This is a genomic window from Roseateles sp. T103, from assembly GCF_057219915.1.
Genome location: NZ_JBXVVS010000001.1, coordinates 689,560 through 707,246 on the forward strand (window position 1 = coordinate 689,560; position 17,687 = coordinate 707,246).

General features: G+C 67.3%; 12 protein-coding genes, 1 tRNA gene and 1 riboswitch. Of the genes, 7 read left to right on the plus strand and 6 right to left on the minus strand.

Annotated features, from left to right (window positions below):
- Positions 1 to 18: 18 nt before the first annotated feature.
- Positions 19 to 2,850 (minus strand): valine--tRNA ligase, encoded by a 2,832-nt coding sequence (locus tag AC2EBS_RS03065; protein WP_484726902.1) that lies wholly within the window; start codon positions 2,848 to 2,850, stop codon positions 19 to 21.
- A 185-nt stretch (positions 2,851 to 3,035) separates the two neighbouring features.
- Between AC2EBS_RS03065 and AC2EBS_RS03070 the strand changes: the two genes are divergently transcribed.
- Complete coding sequence (locus AC2EBS_RS03070) at positions 3,036 to 4,097, plus strand: alkene reductase (protein WP_484726903.1); 1,062 nt, start codon at positions 3,036 to 3,038, stop codon at positions 4,095 to 4,097.
- 115 nt (positions 4,098 to 4,212) lie between these two features.
- Here AC2EBS_RS03070 and AC2EBS_RS03075 read toward each other — a convergent pair whose 3' ends face one another.
- Positions 4,213 to 5,190, minus strand: a complete 978-nt coding sequence (locus tag AC2EBS_RS03075; RefSeq protein ID WP_484727552.1) for a GMP reductase — start codon at positions 5,188 to 5,190, stop codon at positions 4,213 to 4,215.
- A 360-nt stretch (positions 5,191 to 5,550) separates the two neighbouring features.
- On the opposite strand from AC2EBS_RS03075, the gene AC2EBS_RS03080 reads away from it, so the two are divergent.
- Positions 5,551 to 6,672 (plus strand): beta-ketoacyl-ACP synthase III, encoded by a 1,122-nt coding sequence (locus AC2EBS_RS03080; protein ID WP_484726904.1) that lies wholly within the window; start codon positions 5,551 to 5,553, stop codon positions 6,670 to 6,672.
- A 10-nt stretch (positions 6,673 to 6,682) separates the two neighbouring features.
- The gene (locus AC2EBS_RS03085) at positions 6,683 to 7,693 is read left to right on the plus strand and encodes an NAD-dependent epimerase/dehydratase family protein (RefSeq protein ID WP_484726905.1); all 1,011 of its coding nucleotides are present in this window, start codon (positions 6,683 to 6,685) and stop codon (positions 7,691 to 7,693) included.
- Positions 7,694 to 7,699: 6 nt separating this feature from the next.
- On the opposite strand, the gene AC2EBS_RS03090 is transcribed toward AC2EBS_RS03085, so the two are convergent.
- Entirely contained in the window at positions 7,700 to 9,970 is a 2,271-nt protein-coding gene (locus tag AC2EBS_RS03090) for a penicillin-binding protein 1A (RefSeq protein WP_484726906.1), read from the minus strand.
- 51 nt (positions 9,971 to 10,021) lie between these two features.
- Between AC2EBS_RS03090 and sbcB the strand changes: the two genes are divergently transcribed.
- Positions 10,022 to 11,479 carry an exodeoxyribonuclease I gene (sbcB, locus tag AC2EBS_RS03095; RefSeq protein WP_484726907.1) on the plus strand — a complete coding sequence of 486 codons (1,458 nt, stop codon included), beginning with the start codon at positions 10,022 to 10,024 and terminating at the stop codon, positions 11,477 to 11,479.
- Positions 11,480 to 11,624: 145 nt separating this feature from the next.
- A complete protein-coding gene (locus AC2EBS_RS03100) occupies positions 11,625 to 12,569 on the plus strand; it encodes a GGDEF domain-containing protein (protein ID WP_484726908.1) in 945 nt (314 codons plus the stop codon).
- Positions 12,570 to 12,649: 80 nt separating this feature from the next.
- Here the strand turns inward: AC2EBS_RS03100 and AC2EBS_RS03105 are convergent.
- Positions 12,650 to 12,740, minus strand: a tRNA-Ser gene (locus AC2EBS_RS03105).
- A gap of 98 nt (positions 12,741 to 12,838) precedes the next feature.
- Positions 12,839 to 13,004: riboswitch (FMN riboswitch) on the plus strand.
- Between the two features lie 188 nt (positions 13,005 to 13,192).
- Between AC2EBS_RS03105 and ribB the strand changes: the two genes are divergently transcribed.
- Positions 13,193 to 13,813, plus strand: a complete 621-nt coding sequence (ribB, locus tag AC2EBS_RS03110; RefSeq protein ID WP_484726909.1) for a 3,4-dihydroxy-2-butanone-4-phosphate synthase — start codon at positions 13,193 to 13,195, stop codon at positions 13,811 to 13,813.
- 41 nt (positions 13,814 to 13,854) lie between these two features.
- Here ribB and AC2EBS_RS03115 read toward each other — a convergent pair whose 3' ends face one another.
- Both AC2EBS_RS03115 and AC2EBS_RS03120 read right to left on the minus strand, forming a co-directional pair.
- On the minus strand, positions 13,855 to 14,769 hold the full coding sequence (locus AC2EBS_RS03115; RefSeq protein ID WP_484726910.1) for an SPFH domain-containing protein: 915 nt from the start codon (positions 14,767 to 14,769) through the stop codon (positions 13,855 to 13,857).
- 40 nt (positions 14,770 to 14,809) lie between these two features.
- Positions 14,810 to 15,229: an NfeD family protein gene (locus tag AC2EBS_RS03120; RefSeq protein ID WP_484726911.1), complete on the minus strand. Its 420-nt coding sequence runs from the start codon at positions 15,227 to 15,229 to the stop codon at positions 14,810 to 14,812.
- Positions 15,230 to 15,409: 180 nt separating this feature from the next.
- Between AC2EBS_RS03120 and AC2EBS_RS03125 the strand changes: the two genes are divergently transcribed.
- A complete protein-coding gene (locus tag AC2EBS_RS03125; protein WP_484726912.1) occupies positions 15,410 to 17,668 on the plus strand; it encodes an Orn/Lys/Arg family decarboxylase in 2,259 nt (752 codons plus the stop codon).
- The last annotated feature ends 19 nt before the right edge of the window (positions 17,669 to 17,687 follow it).

The following is a 17,687-nucleotide window of genomic DNA, read 5'->3' on the forward strand; positions in this document are numbered from 1 at the left end:
CGGTGTTGCTGACCCGCATTAGATGGCCAGCAACTGACTCAACTGCGCGCGCAAGCGCGTCACGGTGTTGCTGAAATCGGCGATGCGCTGACGCTCCTGCTCCACCACGGCAGCCGGCGCGCGGGCCACGAAGCTTTCGTTGGACAGCTTGGCCGTGGCCTTGGCGATCTCGCCGTCCAGGCGGGCGATCTCCTTGCCCAGGCGCGCCTTCTCTGCCTCGACGTCGATCTCCACCTTCAGCGCCAGGCGCGCGGCGCCGTGCACCAGCACCGGCGACAGGCGGCTGGCCGCGTTGAAGGCCGCTTCGTCCTCGATCAGCTGCACGTCCGACAGCTTGGCCAGCACCTTCAGCACCGGCGCCGCCTCGCGGATGAAGGACAGGTCGCCACCGACCAGCAGCGGCACGCGCTCGGCCGGGGAGAGGTTCATCTCGCTGCGCAGGCTGCGGCAGGTGCCGACCACGTCCTTGAGCTGCGCCACCCAGGCGCAGGCCTTGGCGTCGATGCGCTCGGGCTGCGCCACCGGGTAGGCGGCGTTGACGATGAACTCGGTGTTCTTGCGCCCGGCGATCGGAGCCACGGTCTGCCACAGCGCCTCGGTGATGAACGGCGCGATCGGGTGCAGCAGGCGCAGCGTGGTCTCCAGCACGCGGATCAGCGTGCGGCGCGTGGCGCGCTGCTGTGCCTCGTTGCCGCCCTGGATCTGCACCTTGGCGATCTCCAGGTACCAGTCGCAGTACTCGTTCCAGACGAAGTCGTAGATCGCGTTGGCGACGTTGTCCAGGCGGTAGTCGGCAAAGCCCTGGGCCACCGTGGCCTCGACCTTCTGCAGCTCGCTGCTGATCCAGCGATCGGCCTGGCTGAACTCCAGATAGCCGCCGGCCACGCAGCTGCCGGCCTCGTGCTCGGCCAGGCCGCAGTCCTGGCCCTCGGTGTTCATTAGCACGAAGCGCGTGGCGTTCCAGAGCTTGTTGCAGAAGTTGCGGTAGCCCTCGCAGCGCTTGCTGTCGAAGTTGACGCTGCGGCCCAGCGTGGCCATCGCCGCGAAGGTGAAGCGCAGCGCATCGGCGCCGTAGCCGGGGATGCCCTCGGGGAATTCCTTCTCGGTGGCCTTGCGCACCTTGGGCGCGGTCTCGGGCTTGCGCAGGCCTTGGGTGCGCTTGTCCAGCAGCGGCTCCAGCGCGATGCCGTCGATCAGGTCCACCGGGTCCAGCACATTGCCTTCGGACTTGGACATCTTCTTGCCCTGCGCATCGAGCACCAGGCCATGGATGTAGACATGCTTGAACGGCACCTTGCCGGTGAAGTGCTTGGTCATCATGATCATCCGGGCGACCCAGAAGAAGATGATGTCGTAGCCGGTCACCAGCACCGACGAAGGCAGGAAGAGATCCTGCTCCAGCGTCTTCTCGGGCCAGCCGAGCGTGGAGAAGGGCACCAGCGCCGACGAGTACCAGGTGTCCAGCACGTCCTCGTCGCGGGTCAGCGGCCCCTTGTAGCCGGCAGCGGCGGCCTTGGCATGGGCCTCGGCCTCGTCGCGCGCCACGAAGACCTGGCCGTCCTCGCCGTACCAGGCGGGGATCTGGTGGCCCCACCAGAGCTGGCGCGAGATGCACCAGTCCTGGATGTTCTTCATCCACTGGTTGTAGGTGTTGACCCAGTTCTCGGGCACGAACTTCACCTCGCCCGAGGACACCGCCTCGATGGCCTGCTCGGCGATGCTCTTGCCGCCGGCGCCGGGCTTGCTCATCGCGACGAACCACTGGTCGGTCAGCATGGGCTCGATCACCTGGCCGGTGCGCGCGCAGCGCGGCACCATCAGCTTGTGCTTCTTCACCTCGACCAGCAGGCCTTCGCGCTCCAGCTCTGCAACGATCTGCTTGCGCGCCACGAAGCGGTCCAGGCCGCGGTAGGTCGCCGGGATGTCGGCCACGTCGGTGCTGACCTTGGCCTCGAGATCGAAGATGGTCAGCATGGGCAGGCCGTGGCGCAGGCCCACCTGGTAGTCGTTCTGGTCATGCGCGGGCGTGACCTTGACGACGCCGGTGCCGAACTCCTTGTCCACGTAGGCGTCGGCGATCACCGGCACCAGGCGGCCGGTGATGGGCAGGCGCACCTGCTTGCCGATCAGCGCGGTGTAGCGCTCGTCCTCGGGGTGCACCATCACTGCGGTGTCGCCCAGCATGGTCTCCGGGCGGGTGGTGGCCACGACCAGCGATTCGTCCGAGCCGTCGATGGGGTAGCGGATGTGCCACAGCGAGCCGTCTTCCTCCTCGCTCTCCACCTCCAGGTCGGAGACAGCGGACTTCAGGATCGGATCCCAGCTCACCAGGCGCTTGCCGCGGTAGATCAGGCCTTCCTCATAGAGGCGCACGAAGGTTTCGGTGACCACCTTGGACAGCTTGTCGTCCATGGTGAAGTACTCGTGCTCCCAGGAGACCGAGTCGCCCATGCGGCGCATCTGCTGCGTGATGGTGTTGCCGCTCTGCTGCTTCCATTCCCAGACGCGGGCGACGAAGTTCTTGCGGCCCAGGTCGTGGCGACTCTGGCCCATGCCCTGCAGCTGGCGCTCGACGACGATCTGCGTGGCGATGCCGGCATGGTCGGTGCCCGGCACCCACAGCGTGTTGTGGCCGCGCATGCGGTGGTAGCGCGTCAACGAGTCCATGATGGTCTGGTTGAAGGCATGGCCCATGTGCAGCGTGCCGGTGACGTTGGGCGGCGGCAGCTGGATGCAGAAGGATTCGCGCGCCGGGTCCAGCGTGGGCTTGTACAGGCCGCGGGATTCCCACAGCGGGCCCCAATGGGCTTCGAGGGCGGCAGGTTCGAAGGACTTCGCGAGTTCGGTCATGGATGGGCTCGGCAGGCGCCGCACGGCAGCGCCTGAATGTGTTTCCGGGATGGTCTCGATTGTAGGTGGCCGGCCCGGGCAGGCGTCGGCCCTAGCACAGCGACGCCCAAGTCGTCTCGCACGCGGAATCCGCTCATGGGCACACTGCGCCCTTCAACTGAGCTTCATTGCCACCACATCCGAGCATGACCGAACTTTTCCAAACCCTGCAGGCCGGCGCACTGTCGCTGCCCAACCGCATGCTGATGGCCCCGCTGACGCGCACGCGCTGCGACCCCGAGCACATGCCCAACGCCCTGATGGCCGAGTACTACGCGCAGCGCGCCAGCGCGGGCCTGATCGTTACCGAGTGCGCGGCCATCCTGCCGAACACCTCGGCCTTCGGTGCCGACCCAGGCATCTACTCCGACGCCCATCAGCAGGCCTGGAAACAGGTTGCTGAGGCCGTGCATGCCAAGGGTGGGCGCATCTTCATGCAGATCTGGCACGCAGGCCGGGCCGCACATCCTGCGCTCAATGGCGGCGTGCAGCCGGTGTCGTCCAGTGCGCTGGCCATTGAGGGCGACACCCACACGCCGCAGGGCAAGCAGGCCAATGTGCCGGCGCGCGCACTGGCCGCGGACGAGATCCCGGCCATCGTGAAGGCCTATGCCGATGCCGCTCGACGGGCGCGCGCTGCCGGCTTCGATGGCGTCGAGGTGCATGGCGCCAATGGCTATCTGATCGACCAGTTCCTGCGCGATGGTGCCAACCAGCGCAGCGATGCCTATGGCGGCTCCGTGGCCAATCGTGCGCGCTTCCTGTTCGAGGTGCTCGAGGCGGTGTGTGCTGCCATCGGGCCTGGCCGCGTGGGCCTGCGTCTGTCGCCGCTGAACAGCTACAACAGCATGAAGGACAGCGACCCGATCGGCCTGACTGCCTTCCTGGCCGAGCAGCTGGGGCGCTTCAATCTGGCCTATCTGCACCTGATGCGCGCCGACTTCTTCGGCGTGCAGAAGGCCGATGTGATGACGGTGGCCCGCGAGAAGTACCAGGGCGTGCTGGTCGGCAATATGGGCTACAGCGCCGCTGAGGCCGAGCAGGCCATCGCCGCGGGCAAGCTTGACGCGGTGGCCTTCGGCACCGGCTTCCTGGCCAATCCGGACCTGCCGGCGCGTATCAAGGCCGGTGCGCCATGGAACACGCCCGATCAGGCGACCTTCTACACGCCAGGGGCCAAGGGCTACACCGATTACCCGACGCTGTAATCGCTAGCGCTGGTGTCGAAAGAGAGAAGGGGCCGCGAGGCCCCATCTTTGTTCTGGTACGGGCGGCGTTCTGGCTGCGCTTCGCTGCGCCGGAACGCGGGAGCAAGACCGAGCGTCACATGAACAGGTGCTCGCCCGCGTTCTCCCCACCCAGGATGACGTAGTTGACCTTCTTCAGGTCCACCAGCGAGCGGCCGCCCGCATAGGAGATCGAGCTCTGCAGGTCTTCGCGCATCTCGCGGATGGTCTCGGCGAACTTGCCCTTGATGGGCTCGAGGATGCGCTTGCCCTCGACGTGCTTGTATTCGCCCTTGTTGAAGTCGCTGGCCGAGCCGTAGTACTCCTTGTAGAGCTTGCCGTCGACTTCCACCGTCGTGCCGGGCGACTCCTCGTGGCCGGCGAACAGCGAGCCGACCATCACCATGCTGGCGCCGAAGCGCACGCTCTTGGCGATGTCACCGTGATGGCGGATGCCGCCGTCGGCAATGATCGGTTTGGTGGCCACGCGGGCACACCACTTCAAGGCCGACAGCTGCCAGCCGCCGGTGCCGAAGCCGGTCTTCAGCCGCGTGATGCAGACCTTGCCCGGGCCGATGCCGACCTTGGTGGCGTCGGCGCCCCAGTTCTCCAGATCGATCACGCCCTCGGGCGTGCCGACGTTGCCGGCGATGACGAAGGCCTGCGGCAGCTTGTGCTTGATGTGCGCGATCATGCGCTGCACGCTGTCGGCATGGCCATGCGCGATGTCGATGGTGATGTAGTCGGCACCCACGCCTTCGGCCGCCAGGCGGTCGATCACCGCGTAGTCGGCTTCCTTCACACCCGAGCTGATCGAGACGAATAGGCCCTTGTCGCGCATCGCCTTCGCGTAGGCGACGGTGTCGAGATCGAAGCGGTGCATGACGTAGAAGTAGCCGTTGGCAGCCAGCCATTCGGTCAGGCGCTCGTCGACGACGGTCTTCATGTTCGCGGGCACGACCGGCAGCTTGAAGCGGCGCGGGCCGAATTCGATCGAGGTGTCGCATTCGCTGCGGCTTTCCACGCGGCATTTGCGCGGCAGCAGCAGGATGTTGTCGTAGTCGAAGATTTCCATCTGGTTCAAGTTCGCAAGTGTCGGCGTGCGTTGGTGCAGTGCACGGCCTGGGCTGCGAGCGCTTGACTTGCTTCGGCATGAGGGCGGGTACCCTCGACGGCCGGGGAGGCCGTCGCGTCGGAGGCTGACTTCGCTGGCGAAGTCAGGGCGCGACGCACCGGGCCGAAGACAAAATTTGGGCCCGGTGCTTGATTCTACGCAGATCGCCCCGGGGCGTGGCTGAGGGCGGCGGTAGACCGGATGCCGCGCCAGTAGCGATCGCTACACTTGCTGCCGAGGCTGCGCCTGCGCGAAGAGCGACACGACGCTGCCAGACCAAGATCCAAATAGACAGACAGCCAGAGACCAGGAACGAATCCCATGCATCAAGTCGTCATCAGCGGCACCGGCCTGTACCAGCCGCCTTTCACCATCAGCAATGCGGAACTGGTGGCCTCGTTCAACCGCTACGCCGATCTGCAGAACGAGAAGCACGCCGAGGACATCGCTGCCGGCCGCCGCGAGCCGCTGACGCATTCCAGCGTCGAGTTCATCGAGAAGGCCTCCGGCATCAAGCAGCGCTACGTGATCGACAAGGAAGGCGTGCTCGACCCGACGCGCATGTATCCGCGCTTCCAGGAGCGCGCCGACGACCAGCTGTCGCTGATGGCCGAGATCGCGGTGGACGCCGGCCGCAAGGCGCTGGAGGCCGCCGGCAAGAAGCCCGAGGACGTGGACGCGGTGATCTGCTCGGCCGCGAACATGCAGCGCCCCTATCCGGCGATGGCCATCGAGATCCAGCAGGCGTTGGGCTGTGGCGGCTATGGCTTCGACATGAACGTGGCCTGCTCGTCGGCCACCTTTGCGCTGGAGCAGGCCTACAACGCGGTGCGCTCGGGCGCGTCCAAGTGCGTGCTGATCGTCAACCCCGAGATCACCTCGGCCCACCTGGAGTGGAAGGACCGCGACTGCCACTTCATCTTCGGCGATGTCTGCACCGCCATCGTCGTCGAGCGCGCCGACCTGGCCACGTCCAAGGATCAGTGGGAGATCCTCGGCAGCAAGGCTGCCACGCAGTTCTCCAACAACATCCGCAACAACTTCGGCTTCATGAACAAGGCCGAGGACAGCGACCCGGACGCACGCGATAAGACCTTCCGCCAGGAAGGCCGCAAGGTGTTCAAGGAAGTCGTGCCGCTGGCCGCCGCCCATATCGAGAGCCATCTCGGCACGCTGGACTTCGCGCCGGCGCAGGTGCGCCGCTACTGGCTGCACCAGGCCAATCTGGGCATGAACCAGCTGGTGATCAAGAAGCTGGTCGGCGGCGAGGCCGGCTCGGACGTGGCGCCGCTGATCCTCGACGAGTTCGCCAACACCGCGTCGGCCGGCTCCATCATCGCCTTCCACAAGCACCGCGCCGATCTCGCCGCCAGCGACCTGGGTGTGATCTGCTCCTTCGGCGCCGGCTACTCGATCGGCTCCGTCGTCGTGCGCAAGCGCTGAGCCAGCCACGATGCGCCTGCTGGTGCTGGGCGGCACGCAGTTCGTCGGTCGTCACATCGTCGAGACGGCACTGGCGCGCGGCCATGAGCTGACGCTGTTCAACCGCGGCCAGACGGCCGCGAGCCTGTTCCCGCAGCTCGAATGCCGGCGCGGCGACCGGCGCAGCGATCTGTCGGCGCTGGCCAGCGGCGAGTGGGACGCGGTGCTCGACACCTGCGGCTATCTGCCGCGCGAGGTCGAGGCCAGCGCCAGTCTGCTGGCCGGGCGCGTCGGTCGCTATGCCTACATCTCCAGCATCTCGGCCTATGCCAGCTTCTCGCAGCCCAGCAACGAGCAGTCGCCGTTGGCATCGGTGCAGACGCTGGCCGACCCGGACACCGAGATCGTCGATGGCGCCAGCTACGGCCCTTTGAAGGCCGCCTGCGAGGCGCGCGTGCAGCAGGCCCTCGGCGAGGCGCGCAGCCTGCTGATCCGCCCCGGCCTGGTGGTCGGGCCGCATGACGCGACGCAGCGCTTCACCTACTGGCCGGCCCGCATCTCGCAGGCCAGGGACGGCGAACCGGTGCTCGCGCCCGGCAGCCCGCAGGATGGCCTGCAGTTCATCGACGCCCGCGATCTGGCGGCCTTCGTGCTCGACCAGGTGGAGCAGGGCGCCTCGGGTGCCTACAACGCGGTGGCCGCGCCTGCGCAATGGACGCGGGCAGAGTTGCTGGACACCTGCGCGGCTGTTGCCGGTACGCGGCCGCGCCTGGTCTGGGTGGACAGCGCGACGCTGCTGGCGCGCGGTGCCAAGCCCTGGAACGAGCTGCCGCTGTGGCTGCCCGACACGTACGAGTACGCCGGCTTCATGCAGGCCAGCAATGCCAAGGCGCTGGCTGCCGGCCTGCGCATCCGGCCGCTGGCCGAGACGGTGGCCGACACGCTGGCCTGGTGGCGCAGCCTGCCGGCCGGGCAGCAGGCCTTCAGCAAGGCCGGCATGTCGGCCGAGCGCGAGGCCGAGTTGCTCGCTGGCCTGGTTTGAGTCGACCTAGGGCGCGCTGGCCGCAGCTGCCGCCGGCTCGCCGAGCTGACGCACGCCGGCATCGCCGGCGAACTCCTCGAACACCCAGTCGTCGCCCTGCTGAATGACACCGTCCACCGGCGCAATCTCGCGCGGCGGCTGGCCCTTCAGCGCTTCGCTCATCAAGTTGATCCAGGCGGGCAGCGCGATGCCGCCGCCGCTTTCGCGTTCGCCCAGGCTGCGCGGCTGGTCGTAGCCCATCCACACCACCGCCACCAGGCTGGGATGGAAGCCGGCGAACCACGCGTCGACCGCTTCGTTGGTGGTGCCGGTCTTGCCGTAGATGTCGCTGCGCGCCAGTGTCGCCGACGCGCGTGCCGCGGTGCCGCTGCGCGTGACCTCCTGCAGCAGCGTGCTGGTGACGAAGGCATTGCGCGCGGAGATCGCGCGCTTGTCTTCGCTGGGTGCATCGGGCTGGGCCTCGAAGAGCTGCTGCCCCTTCGCGTCGACGATGCGCGTGATCAGCAGCGGCTTCAGCAGGTAGCCGCCGTTGGCGAACACCGCGTAGGCGCCGGCCATCTGCAGCGGCGTCACCGCGCCCGAACCCAGCGCAATGGTCAGGTTGTCCGGCTGCTTGTCGGCATCCAGGCCGAAGCGGCCCGCCCAGTCGCGCACGCGCTGCGGACCGAGCTGCTGCACCAGGCGGATCGAGACCATGTTCTTCGAGCGCGCCAGCGCCTGGCGCAGCGTGATCGGGCCGTCGTACTTGTCGTCGGAGTTCTTCGGCTCCCAACCGCCGATGCTGATCGGCGCGTCGTCGATCACCGTGGCCGGCGTGACGCCTTGCTCCAGCGCGGCCGAGTAGATCAGCGGCTTGAAGCTGGAGCCCGGCTGGCGCCAGGCGCTGCTGGCGTGGTTGAACTGGTTGCGCGCGAAGTCGAAGCCGCCGACCAGCGCGCGCACGCTGCCGCTGGCCGGGTCCAGCGCGACCAGCGCGCCTTCGGCCTCGGGCTGCTGGGTGATGGCCCAGGCGCCCTTGGGTTCGGACTTGGTCGGCGCGCCGCGCATCACACGGATCACCGCGCCGGGGCGGATGCGCAGCTCGTTCTTCGCCTTGGGCGAGAGCGCCGCCTGCACGCTGCGCAGACCTTCGCCGCTGATGACGATGTCCTCGCCGCTCTGCAGGCTGGCCAGCACCTTGGCCGGCCCGGCCTCGGTGACGACGGCGGCGCGCAGATCGTCCTGGTCGGGATGCTCGGCCAGCACTTTGGCAATGGCGGCGTCGCGCGCGGCTTCGCCCGCGGGCAGATCGATCAGCGCTTCCGGCCCGCGCCAGGGCTTGCGCCGCTCATGCTCCATCAAGCTGGCGCGCAGGCCGCGGTAGGCGGCCGCCTGCTCGCGCGAGTCCAGCGTGGTGTAGACCTGCAGGCCCAGCGTGTAGGCCTCGTCGCCATACTGCGCATGCACCTGCTGGCGCGCCATCTCGGCGACGAACTCGGCATGCAGGCGCGGGTCCTGCGCGCTGCGGATGTGCAGCTTCTCGGCCTTGGCGGCGGCGAGCTGGGTGTCGTCAATCAGCTTGAGTTCGTGCATGCGGCCCAGCACGACGAACTGGCGGCGCTGCGCGCGCGCGAAGTTGGCGATAGGGTTCGCATAGATCGGGTTCTGCGGCAGGCCGGCCAGCATCGCGGTCTCAGCGATGGAGAGCTCCTTCAGGCTCTTGCCGAAGTAGATGCGCGCGGCGGCCTCGAAGCCATAGGCGCGCTGACCCAGGAAGATCTGGTTCATGTAGAGCTCGAGGATCTGCGGCTTGGACAGTGCGGCCTCGATCTTCAGCGTCAGCAGCAGCTCGATGAACTTGCGGCTGTAGGTCTTCTTCTTCGTCAGGTAGAAGTCGCGCGCCAGCTGCTGCGTGATCGTCGAGGCGCCCTGGCTGCGCGAGCGGAAGAGGTTGGCGACCAGCGCCCGCGCGATGCCGGTATAGGAGACGCCGCCATGCTCGTAGAACTGCGTGTCCTCGATCGCCAGCAGCGCGTCCTGCATGGGCTTGGGGATATGCTCCAGCGGCAGGAAGCGGCGCCGCTCGGCGCCGAACTCGCCGATCTGCACGCCGTCGGCGGTGTAGATGCGCAGCGGCTGCTTGGGGCGGTAGTCGGTGAGCTCGGAGAGGTCGGGCAACGTGGGCCAGATCAGCGCGGCCGCCAGCGCCAGCAGCAGCAGGGCCAGCACGGGCAGGGCAGTCAGGAGAGCCAGCAGTCGCGGGCGCGCCATACCCGAGGCGGGGGACGGAATCGGCATGGGGCGCGATTATCGATGCCCGGCGACGATGCCTTCGGGTATCGTGCCGCCATGAGCGAAACAATGAGTTTCTACTGGCACGACTACGAGACCTTCGGTCGCGTGCCGCGCCGCGACCGCCCGGCGCAGTTCGCCGGTGTGCGCACCAATGCCGATCTGCAGGAGATCGGCGAGCCGCTGATGGTCTATTGCCAGCCCGCGCCCGACTACCTGCCCGAGCCCGAGGCCTGCCTGCTGACCGGCATCCTGCCGCAGACCTGTCTGGAACTGGGCGTGCCCGAGCATTCCTTCGCCGCCACCATCGAGGCCGAGCTGTCAAGACCTGGCACCGTGGGCGTCGGCTACAACAGCATCCGCTTCGACGACGAGGTGACGCGCCACCTGTTCTGGCGCAGCCTGATTGATCCCTATGCGCGCGAATGGCAGAACGAATGCGGGCGCTGGGACATCCTCGACGTGGTGCGCTGCGCCTATGCGCTGCGCCCCGAGGGAATCGCCTGGCCCAAGCACGAGGACGGCCGGCCCTCGTTCAAGCTGGAGCATCTGACCGTGGCCAACGGCCTGGTGCACGAGGCGGCGCACGATGCGCTCTCGGACGTGCGCGCGACCATCGCGCTGGCGCGGCTGCTCAAGACGGCGCAGCCCAAGCTGTGGGACTTCTGCCTGAAGCTGCGCAAGAAGGAGGCCGTCTGGGCCGAGATCGGCGCGGGGCGGCCTTTCCTGCATGTCTCGGGCATGTACGGGCCGGAGCGCGGCTGCATCGCGCTGGTCTGGCCGCTGGCGCCGCATCCGACCAACAAGAACGAGCTGATCGTCTGGGACCTGGCGGCCGACCCGGCGGAGCTCTTCGAGCTGGACGCCGCAGCGGTGCGCGAGCGCATGTTCACCCGCCAGGACGAGATGCCTGAGGGCGTGACGCGGCTGCCGATCAAGACCATCCACATCAACAAGTCGCCGGTGGTGATCGCCAATCCGAAGACGCTGTCGCCGGCCATGGCCGAGCGCTGGGGGCTGGACCTGGCGCAGGGCCAGCGCCACGCGCAGCTGCTGGCCGAGCGCGGCCGCAAGCTTGACGGCCTGTGGCGCGAGGTCTTCGCCCGGCCGGCACCGGAGCAGGCACCCGATGTGGACGAGGATCTCTACGGCGGCTTCATCGGCAACGAGGACCGGCGTCTGCTGAACAAGCTGCGCACGCTTGCGCCGGAACAGCTGGCCGAGCGGGTGTCGGAAGGTCGTGTCGGCTTTGCCGACCGGCGGCTGGACGAGCTGCTGTTCCGCTACCGGGCGCGCAACTTCCCGGCGAGCCTCGGCGAGGCCGAGCAGCAGCGCTGGCTGGAACATCGCGCCCAGCGCCTGCACGAGGGCGCCGGCGGCGCGCTGAGCCTGCAGGCCTATGCCGAGCGCATCGACGCACTGAGCGAGCAGGTCGAGGCGCAGGGTGACGAGCGGGGCCAGCAGATCCTCGAGGCGCTGTACGACTACGCCGAGCAGATCGCCCCGGAGTGCTGAAAGCGGGTCGAAATGCCTGCGCCAGCACAACAGAACCCATTGCCACGGGGTTTTCGTCAGCGCACAAAAGGGTTACACCTGCAATAGTCCAGACTAGGGCGGGTGCTGTGTGCCCCGCCGGTTCGCAGGCACTAGGAGAACTGAGATGGCAGCAAGCAATGAGGCATCCAAGGCTGGCAGCGGCGTCGATACCGCAGCGACGCGCCTGCGCGCTCTGCTGGTGCGTTCGCCGGTGGCCGCCGGCTTCGTGCAAGGCGAGCGTTTCGAGGTCGTCAGCGAACACTTCAACAACCTCTTCGGCCATGGCGACGACACCGACCTGAGCGGTCAGCCGATCCGCGCCATCCTCGTCTCGGATGCGGCGCAGGCCAGCCTGCTCGAGCGGCTGGGTGCGGCAATCGGCGCCGGGCGACCGCTGGACGAGGAGGTCGAATGCGTTCGCAGGGACGGCTCGCGCTTCTGGGCCCGCCTACAGGCCACGCCGGTGCAGTGGGATGCACCGTCCGGCGAAGGGCTGTGGATCGTCGAGGACATCACCGCGGCGCGTCAGCAGCGCATGCTGCCGACCTGGACCGCCAAGCACGATGTGCTGACCGAGCTGGCCAATCGCCGCGAGTTCGAGCGGCGTCTTGCCGAGCATGTGGGCAGCCGTCGTCATGAGCCGGTGTCGGTGCTCTGGGTGGATGTCGACCGCTTCAAGGACGTGATCGCGCAGATGGGCGCCGAGGTGGCGAACCATTTCCTCTACGGACTGGGCCAGATGCTGGTGACCAAGGTGCGCGCGACCGACCCGGTGGCGCGCATGGAGGATGACCATTTCGCGGTGCTGCTGGCCGACTGTGACCAGCATTACGCCGAGATCGTGGCCGAGAAGATCCGCGCCTCGGTGGCGGGCTACCGCTTGCGCTGGGGCCTGCACCGCACCCGCGTCAAGGCCAGCATCGGTGTGGTGCAGCTGCAGCCCAGCCTGGAGACGGTGGACGCGGTGCTCGGCGCGGCGACGCTGGCCTGCGCCGAGGCCAAGGCGGCCGGCGGCGACACGGTGCGTGTCTTCGTCTCCAGCGGCGGCTATGAGCAGCTGGCCGGCTGAGCCAGGCGGCGCCCAGAAAGACGAAAGGCCCGGGAGACCGGGCCTTTTGCTTTGCGCGCTGGCTGGCACGCGGTGTTTTCTGGCGGAGAGGGCGGGATTCGAACCCGCGGTGGGCTATTAACCCACACACGCTTTCCAGGCGTGCGACTTAAACCGCTCATCCACCTCTCCTGCAAGCCCGGCATCATAACCGAGTTTGCGGCGGTCGCAGGCGTGACAGCATGCCCGGCGCGCTCCGCTACGATGGCCGCGCCGGTCCTCGGGCCGGCACACGTCTTCAGGGCGGGGTGGAATTCCCCACCGGCGGTATGCCGGCGGGTCGCGCAAGCGGCCGAGCCGGTGAGCCCGCGAGCGCCCGGACCGTCAGGTCCGGGGTCAGCAGACCTGGTGCGATGCCAGGGCCGACGGTCACAGTCCGGATGAAAGAAGATGTGCTGACGCGCGCGCGGCGTCGCGGCCGTCGGGCTCTGCCCGGCCGGTCGCGGCGTCGCGTCGAGCGTTTGCGCGCCCTGAAATGTCTTCTCTCCAACGCGAGGAGCGTTTCAATGCCTCAAACCACGCTGACTTCTTATTCTTCCTCCCTTCCGCAGGCGCGGGCCTGCAGCGAGCAGGAGATCTTGCGCATGCCGGCCCGATTGGCTGCGGCGTTGCTGGCCATGCGTGCCGGCCAGCCCGTGCTGCTCACCGACGACCCCGACCGCGAGGACGAGGCCGACCTGATCGTTGCGGCCGAGCGGCTCGACGAGGCGAGCATGGCCCTGCTGATCCGCGAGTGCAGCGGCATCGTCTGCCTGTGCTTGACGGACGAGCGGATCCGCCGGCTCGAACTGCCGCCGATGGTGGCCGAGAACCGCAGCCGACACGGCACGGCCTTCACGGTCAGCATCGAGGCAGCGCAGGGTGTCTCTACCGGCGTCAGCGCCGCCGACCGTCTGACCACAGTGCGCGCGGCGATTGCGCCGGACGCGCAGCCGCTGGACATCGTCAGCCCGGGCCATGTCTTTCCGCTGCGCGCTGATCCTGGTGGCGTGTTGGCACGACGCGGCCATACCGAGGGCTCGGTGGACCTGGCGCTGATGGCTGGGCTGTCGGGCGCCGCGGTGCTGTGCGAGCTGATGAACCCCGACGGCACGATGGCGCGCGGCCAGCAAGTGCTGGACTTCGCCGCGCGCCATGGTCTGCCGCTGCTCAGCATTGCCGAGCTGGTGGACTACCGCTCGGGCGGCTGGAAGCTGGCGGCCTGAGTGCGGTAGGGCAGGGCAGGGCGGGCGAGCGCTGCAGTGACTCAGCCCGCCTTGCTGCCACCCTTGAGCAGCGCCATCGCGGTGCCGATCAGGCCGCTGACCTCGCTCATATTGCCCGGCACGATCATCGTGTTGTTCTTCTGCGCCAGCTGGGCATAGGCGTCGACGGCCTTCTCGGCGACCTTGAGCTGCACCGCCTGCTCGCCGCCGGGTTGCTGGATGGCGGACGCGATCTTGCGGATCGCGTCGGCGGTGGCGTCGGCCACCGCGGTGATGGCGGCAGCCTCGCCCTGGGCCTTGTTGATCTCGGCCTGCTTCTCGCCTTCGGAGCGGGCGATCGCCGCCTCGCGCTCGCCGGTGGCGATGTTGATCTGCTCCTGGCGACGACCCTCGGACGCGGCGATCAGCGCGCGCTTCTCGCGTTCGGCGGTGATCTGCGCCTGCATCGAGCGCAGGATCTCGGCCGGTGGCGTGAGGTCCTTGATCTCATAGCGCAGCACCTTGACGCCCCAGTTCAGCGCCGCCTCGTCCAGCGCTTGCACGACCGCGGCGTTGATGGCGTCGCGTTCCTCGAAGGTGCGATCCAGCTCCATGCGGCCGATCACGCTGCGCAGCGTGGTCTGCGCCAGCTGGGTGATGGCGACGATGTAGTTGCTAGAGCCGTAGCTGGCGCGCATCGCGTCGGTAACCTGGAAATACAGGATGCCGTCGACGGTGAGCTGCGTGTTGTCCTTGGTGATGCAGACCTGGCTGGGCACGTCCAGCGGGATCTCCTTCAGCGAATGCTTGTAGGCCAGACGATCGACGAAGGGGACGAGGATGTTCAGTCCTGGCGTCAGCGTGGCGTGGTACTTGCCCAGGCGTTCGACCACCCAGGCGTTCTGCTGCGGCACGACTTTGATAGAGCGGACGATGAAGATGGCTGCAATGACCAGCAGCACCAGTGCGATTTCCATGAGGTCTCCCTGAATGGCCCATCCGGGCCGGTTGGTCTTGTCAGTGGCCCAGCAGCAGGCAGCTGCCTTCGACCGCGCGGATCACATGGCGGCCAGCTCCCGGCGCACCGCTGCCGACCCAGCGCGCTTGCCAGTCGCTGCCGCGGTAGCGCACAGTGGCTGAGCCGTCTGGATTCCATTGCTCCACCTGCACGGCCTGCCCGATGTCGAGGTTGACGTCGGGGTTGCGCTCGGCGGGGCGTCCGCGCGGCCGCTTCAGGTGCCAGGCGATGACGGCAGCCCCGCCAACCACGGCCGTGGCGACGATCTGCCCCGCGGTGCCCAGCCCCAGGTGCGCCGCGATGGCGCCGGCCGCAGTGCCGATGGCCAGCATCAGCAGATAGAACGTGCCAGTGGCCAGTTCGGCGGCGACGAGGATGCCGCCGGCCACCCACCAGAGCGTGCTTGCGCTCATATCCATCTCAGACCTCCCTGATCAGACGATGCGCGGGCAGTGTAGCCCCGTGCTGCACCGGCGGTATCGTTCGCTTTGTGCGACAGCGCAGGACTGGCGCAATGGGCTGTCGCCGGCTTGGCCCTACACTTCGCGCCTTCGCGTTTTTCCCCTGGTTTTATCCGTCTCGCCCTCCGGAGGCACCCGATGCTGCGTTTTCGCTTTCCCATCGTCATCATCGACGAGGACTACCGCTCCGAGAACACCTCGGGTCTAGGCATCCGCGCCCTGGCTGATGCCATCCAGAAGGAAGGCTTCGAGGTGCTGGGCGTCACCAGCTACGGCGACCTGAGCCAGTTCGCGCAGCAGCAAAGCCGTGCCAGCGCCTTCATTCTGTCCATCGACGACGAGGAATTCACGCCTGGCCCCGAGCTGGATCCGGCGGTGCTGAACCTGCGCAAGTTCATCGAGGAGATCCGCTTCAAGAACGCGGACATCCCGATCTACGTCTACGGCGAGACGCGCACCTCGCAGCACCTGCCCAATGATGTGCTGCGCGAGCTGCACGGCTTCATCCACATGTTCGAGGACACGCCGGAGTTCGTGGCGCGTCACATCATCCGCGAGGCCAAGAGCTACCTCGACGGCCTGGCGCCGCCCTTCTTCAAGGCGCTGATGGACTATGCGCAGGACGGCTCCTACAGCTGGCACTGTCCCGGCCACTCCGGCGGTGTGGCCTTCCTGAAAAGTCCGGTGGGCCAGATGTTCCATCAGTTCTTCGGCGAGAACATGCTGCGTGCCGACGTCTGCAACGCGGTGGAGGAACTCGGTCAGTTGCTGGATCACACCGGCCCGGTGGCCGCTTCGGAGAAGAACGCGGCGCGCATCTTCAATGCCGACCATTGCTACTTCGTCACCAACGGCACCAGCACCTCGAACAAGATGGTCTGGCACCACACGGTCGCGCCGGGCGACGTGGTGGTGGTGGACCGCAACTGTCATAAGAGCATCCTGCACAGCATCATCATGACCGGCGCGGTGCCGGTGTTCATGACGCCGACGCGCAACCACTACGGCATCATCGGACCCATCCCCGAGAGCGAGTTCTCGCCCGAGACCATTCGCAAGAAGATTGCCAAGAACCCCTTGCTCAAGGGTGTGGACCCTAAGAAGGTCAAGCCGCGCATCATGACCTTGACGCAGAGCACCTACGACGGCGTGCTCTACAACACCGAGACCATCAAGGCCAAGCTAGACGGCTGGATCGACACGCTGCATTTCGACGAGGCCTGGCTGCCGCATGCGGCCTTCCATAGCTTCTACGGCAGCTATCACGCGATGGGCAAGAACCGTCCGCGGCCGAAGACGGCGGTGGTCTATGCCACGCAATCCACGCACAAGCTGCTGGCCGGCATCTCGCAGGCCTCGCAGGTGCTGGTGCAGGACTCGCAGAACGTCAAGCTCGATCGGCACCTCTTCAACGAAGCCTATCTGATGCACACCTCGACGAGTCCGCAGTACAGCATCATCGCCAGCTGTGACGTGGCCGCGGCGATGATGGAGCCGCCCGGCGGCACGGCGCTGGTCGAGGAGAGCATTGCCGAGGCGCTGGATTTCCGTCGCGCCATGCGCAAGGTCGACCAGGACTACGGCAAGGACTGGTGGTTCAAGGTCTGGGGTCCGGACAAGCTGGTCGACGAAGGCATTGGCAAGGCGAGCGACTGGATGCTCAAGGCCAACGAGAAGTGGCACGGCTTCGGCAATCTGGCCACTGGCTTCAATATGCTGGACCCGATCAAGTCCACGGTGATCACGCCGGGCCTGGACATGAGCGGCAAGTTCGCCAAGACCGGGATCCCTGCGGCCATCGTCACCAAGTTCCTCGCCGAGCACGGCGTGGTGGTGGAAAAGACGGGCCTCTACAGCTTCTTCATCATGTTCACCATCGGCATCACCAAGGGCCGCTGGAACACGCTGGTGACGGCGCTGCAGCAGTTCAAGGACGACTACGACAAGAACGCGCCGCTGTGGCGCATCATGCCGGAGTTCTGTGCCGCGCAGCCGCGCTACGAGCGCATGGGCCTGCGCGACCTCTGCCAGAACATCCACGAGGCCTATGCCAAGGGTGACATTGCGCGCCTGACCACCGAGGTCTACCTGAGCGAACTCGAGCCGGCGATGAAGCCCAGCGACGCCTATGCGCACATCGCGCACCGCAAGACCGAGCGCGTGGAGATCGACAAGCTCGAGGGCCGCGTCACCACGGCGTTGCTGACGCCTTACCCGCCGGGCATCCCGCTGCTGATTCCGGGCGAGCGCTTCAACAAGAAGATCGTCGAGTACCTGAAGTTCACGCGCGACTTCAACGCCAAGTTCCCCGGCTTCGCGGCCGACGTGCACGGCCTGGTTGCCGAGACCGGCGAGGACGGGCGCACGCGCTATTACGTGGACTGCGTGGCGGGCTGAACGAAGCTTGCCGATAACA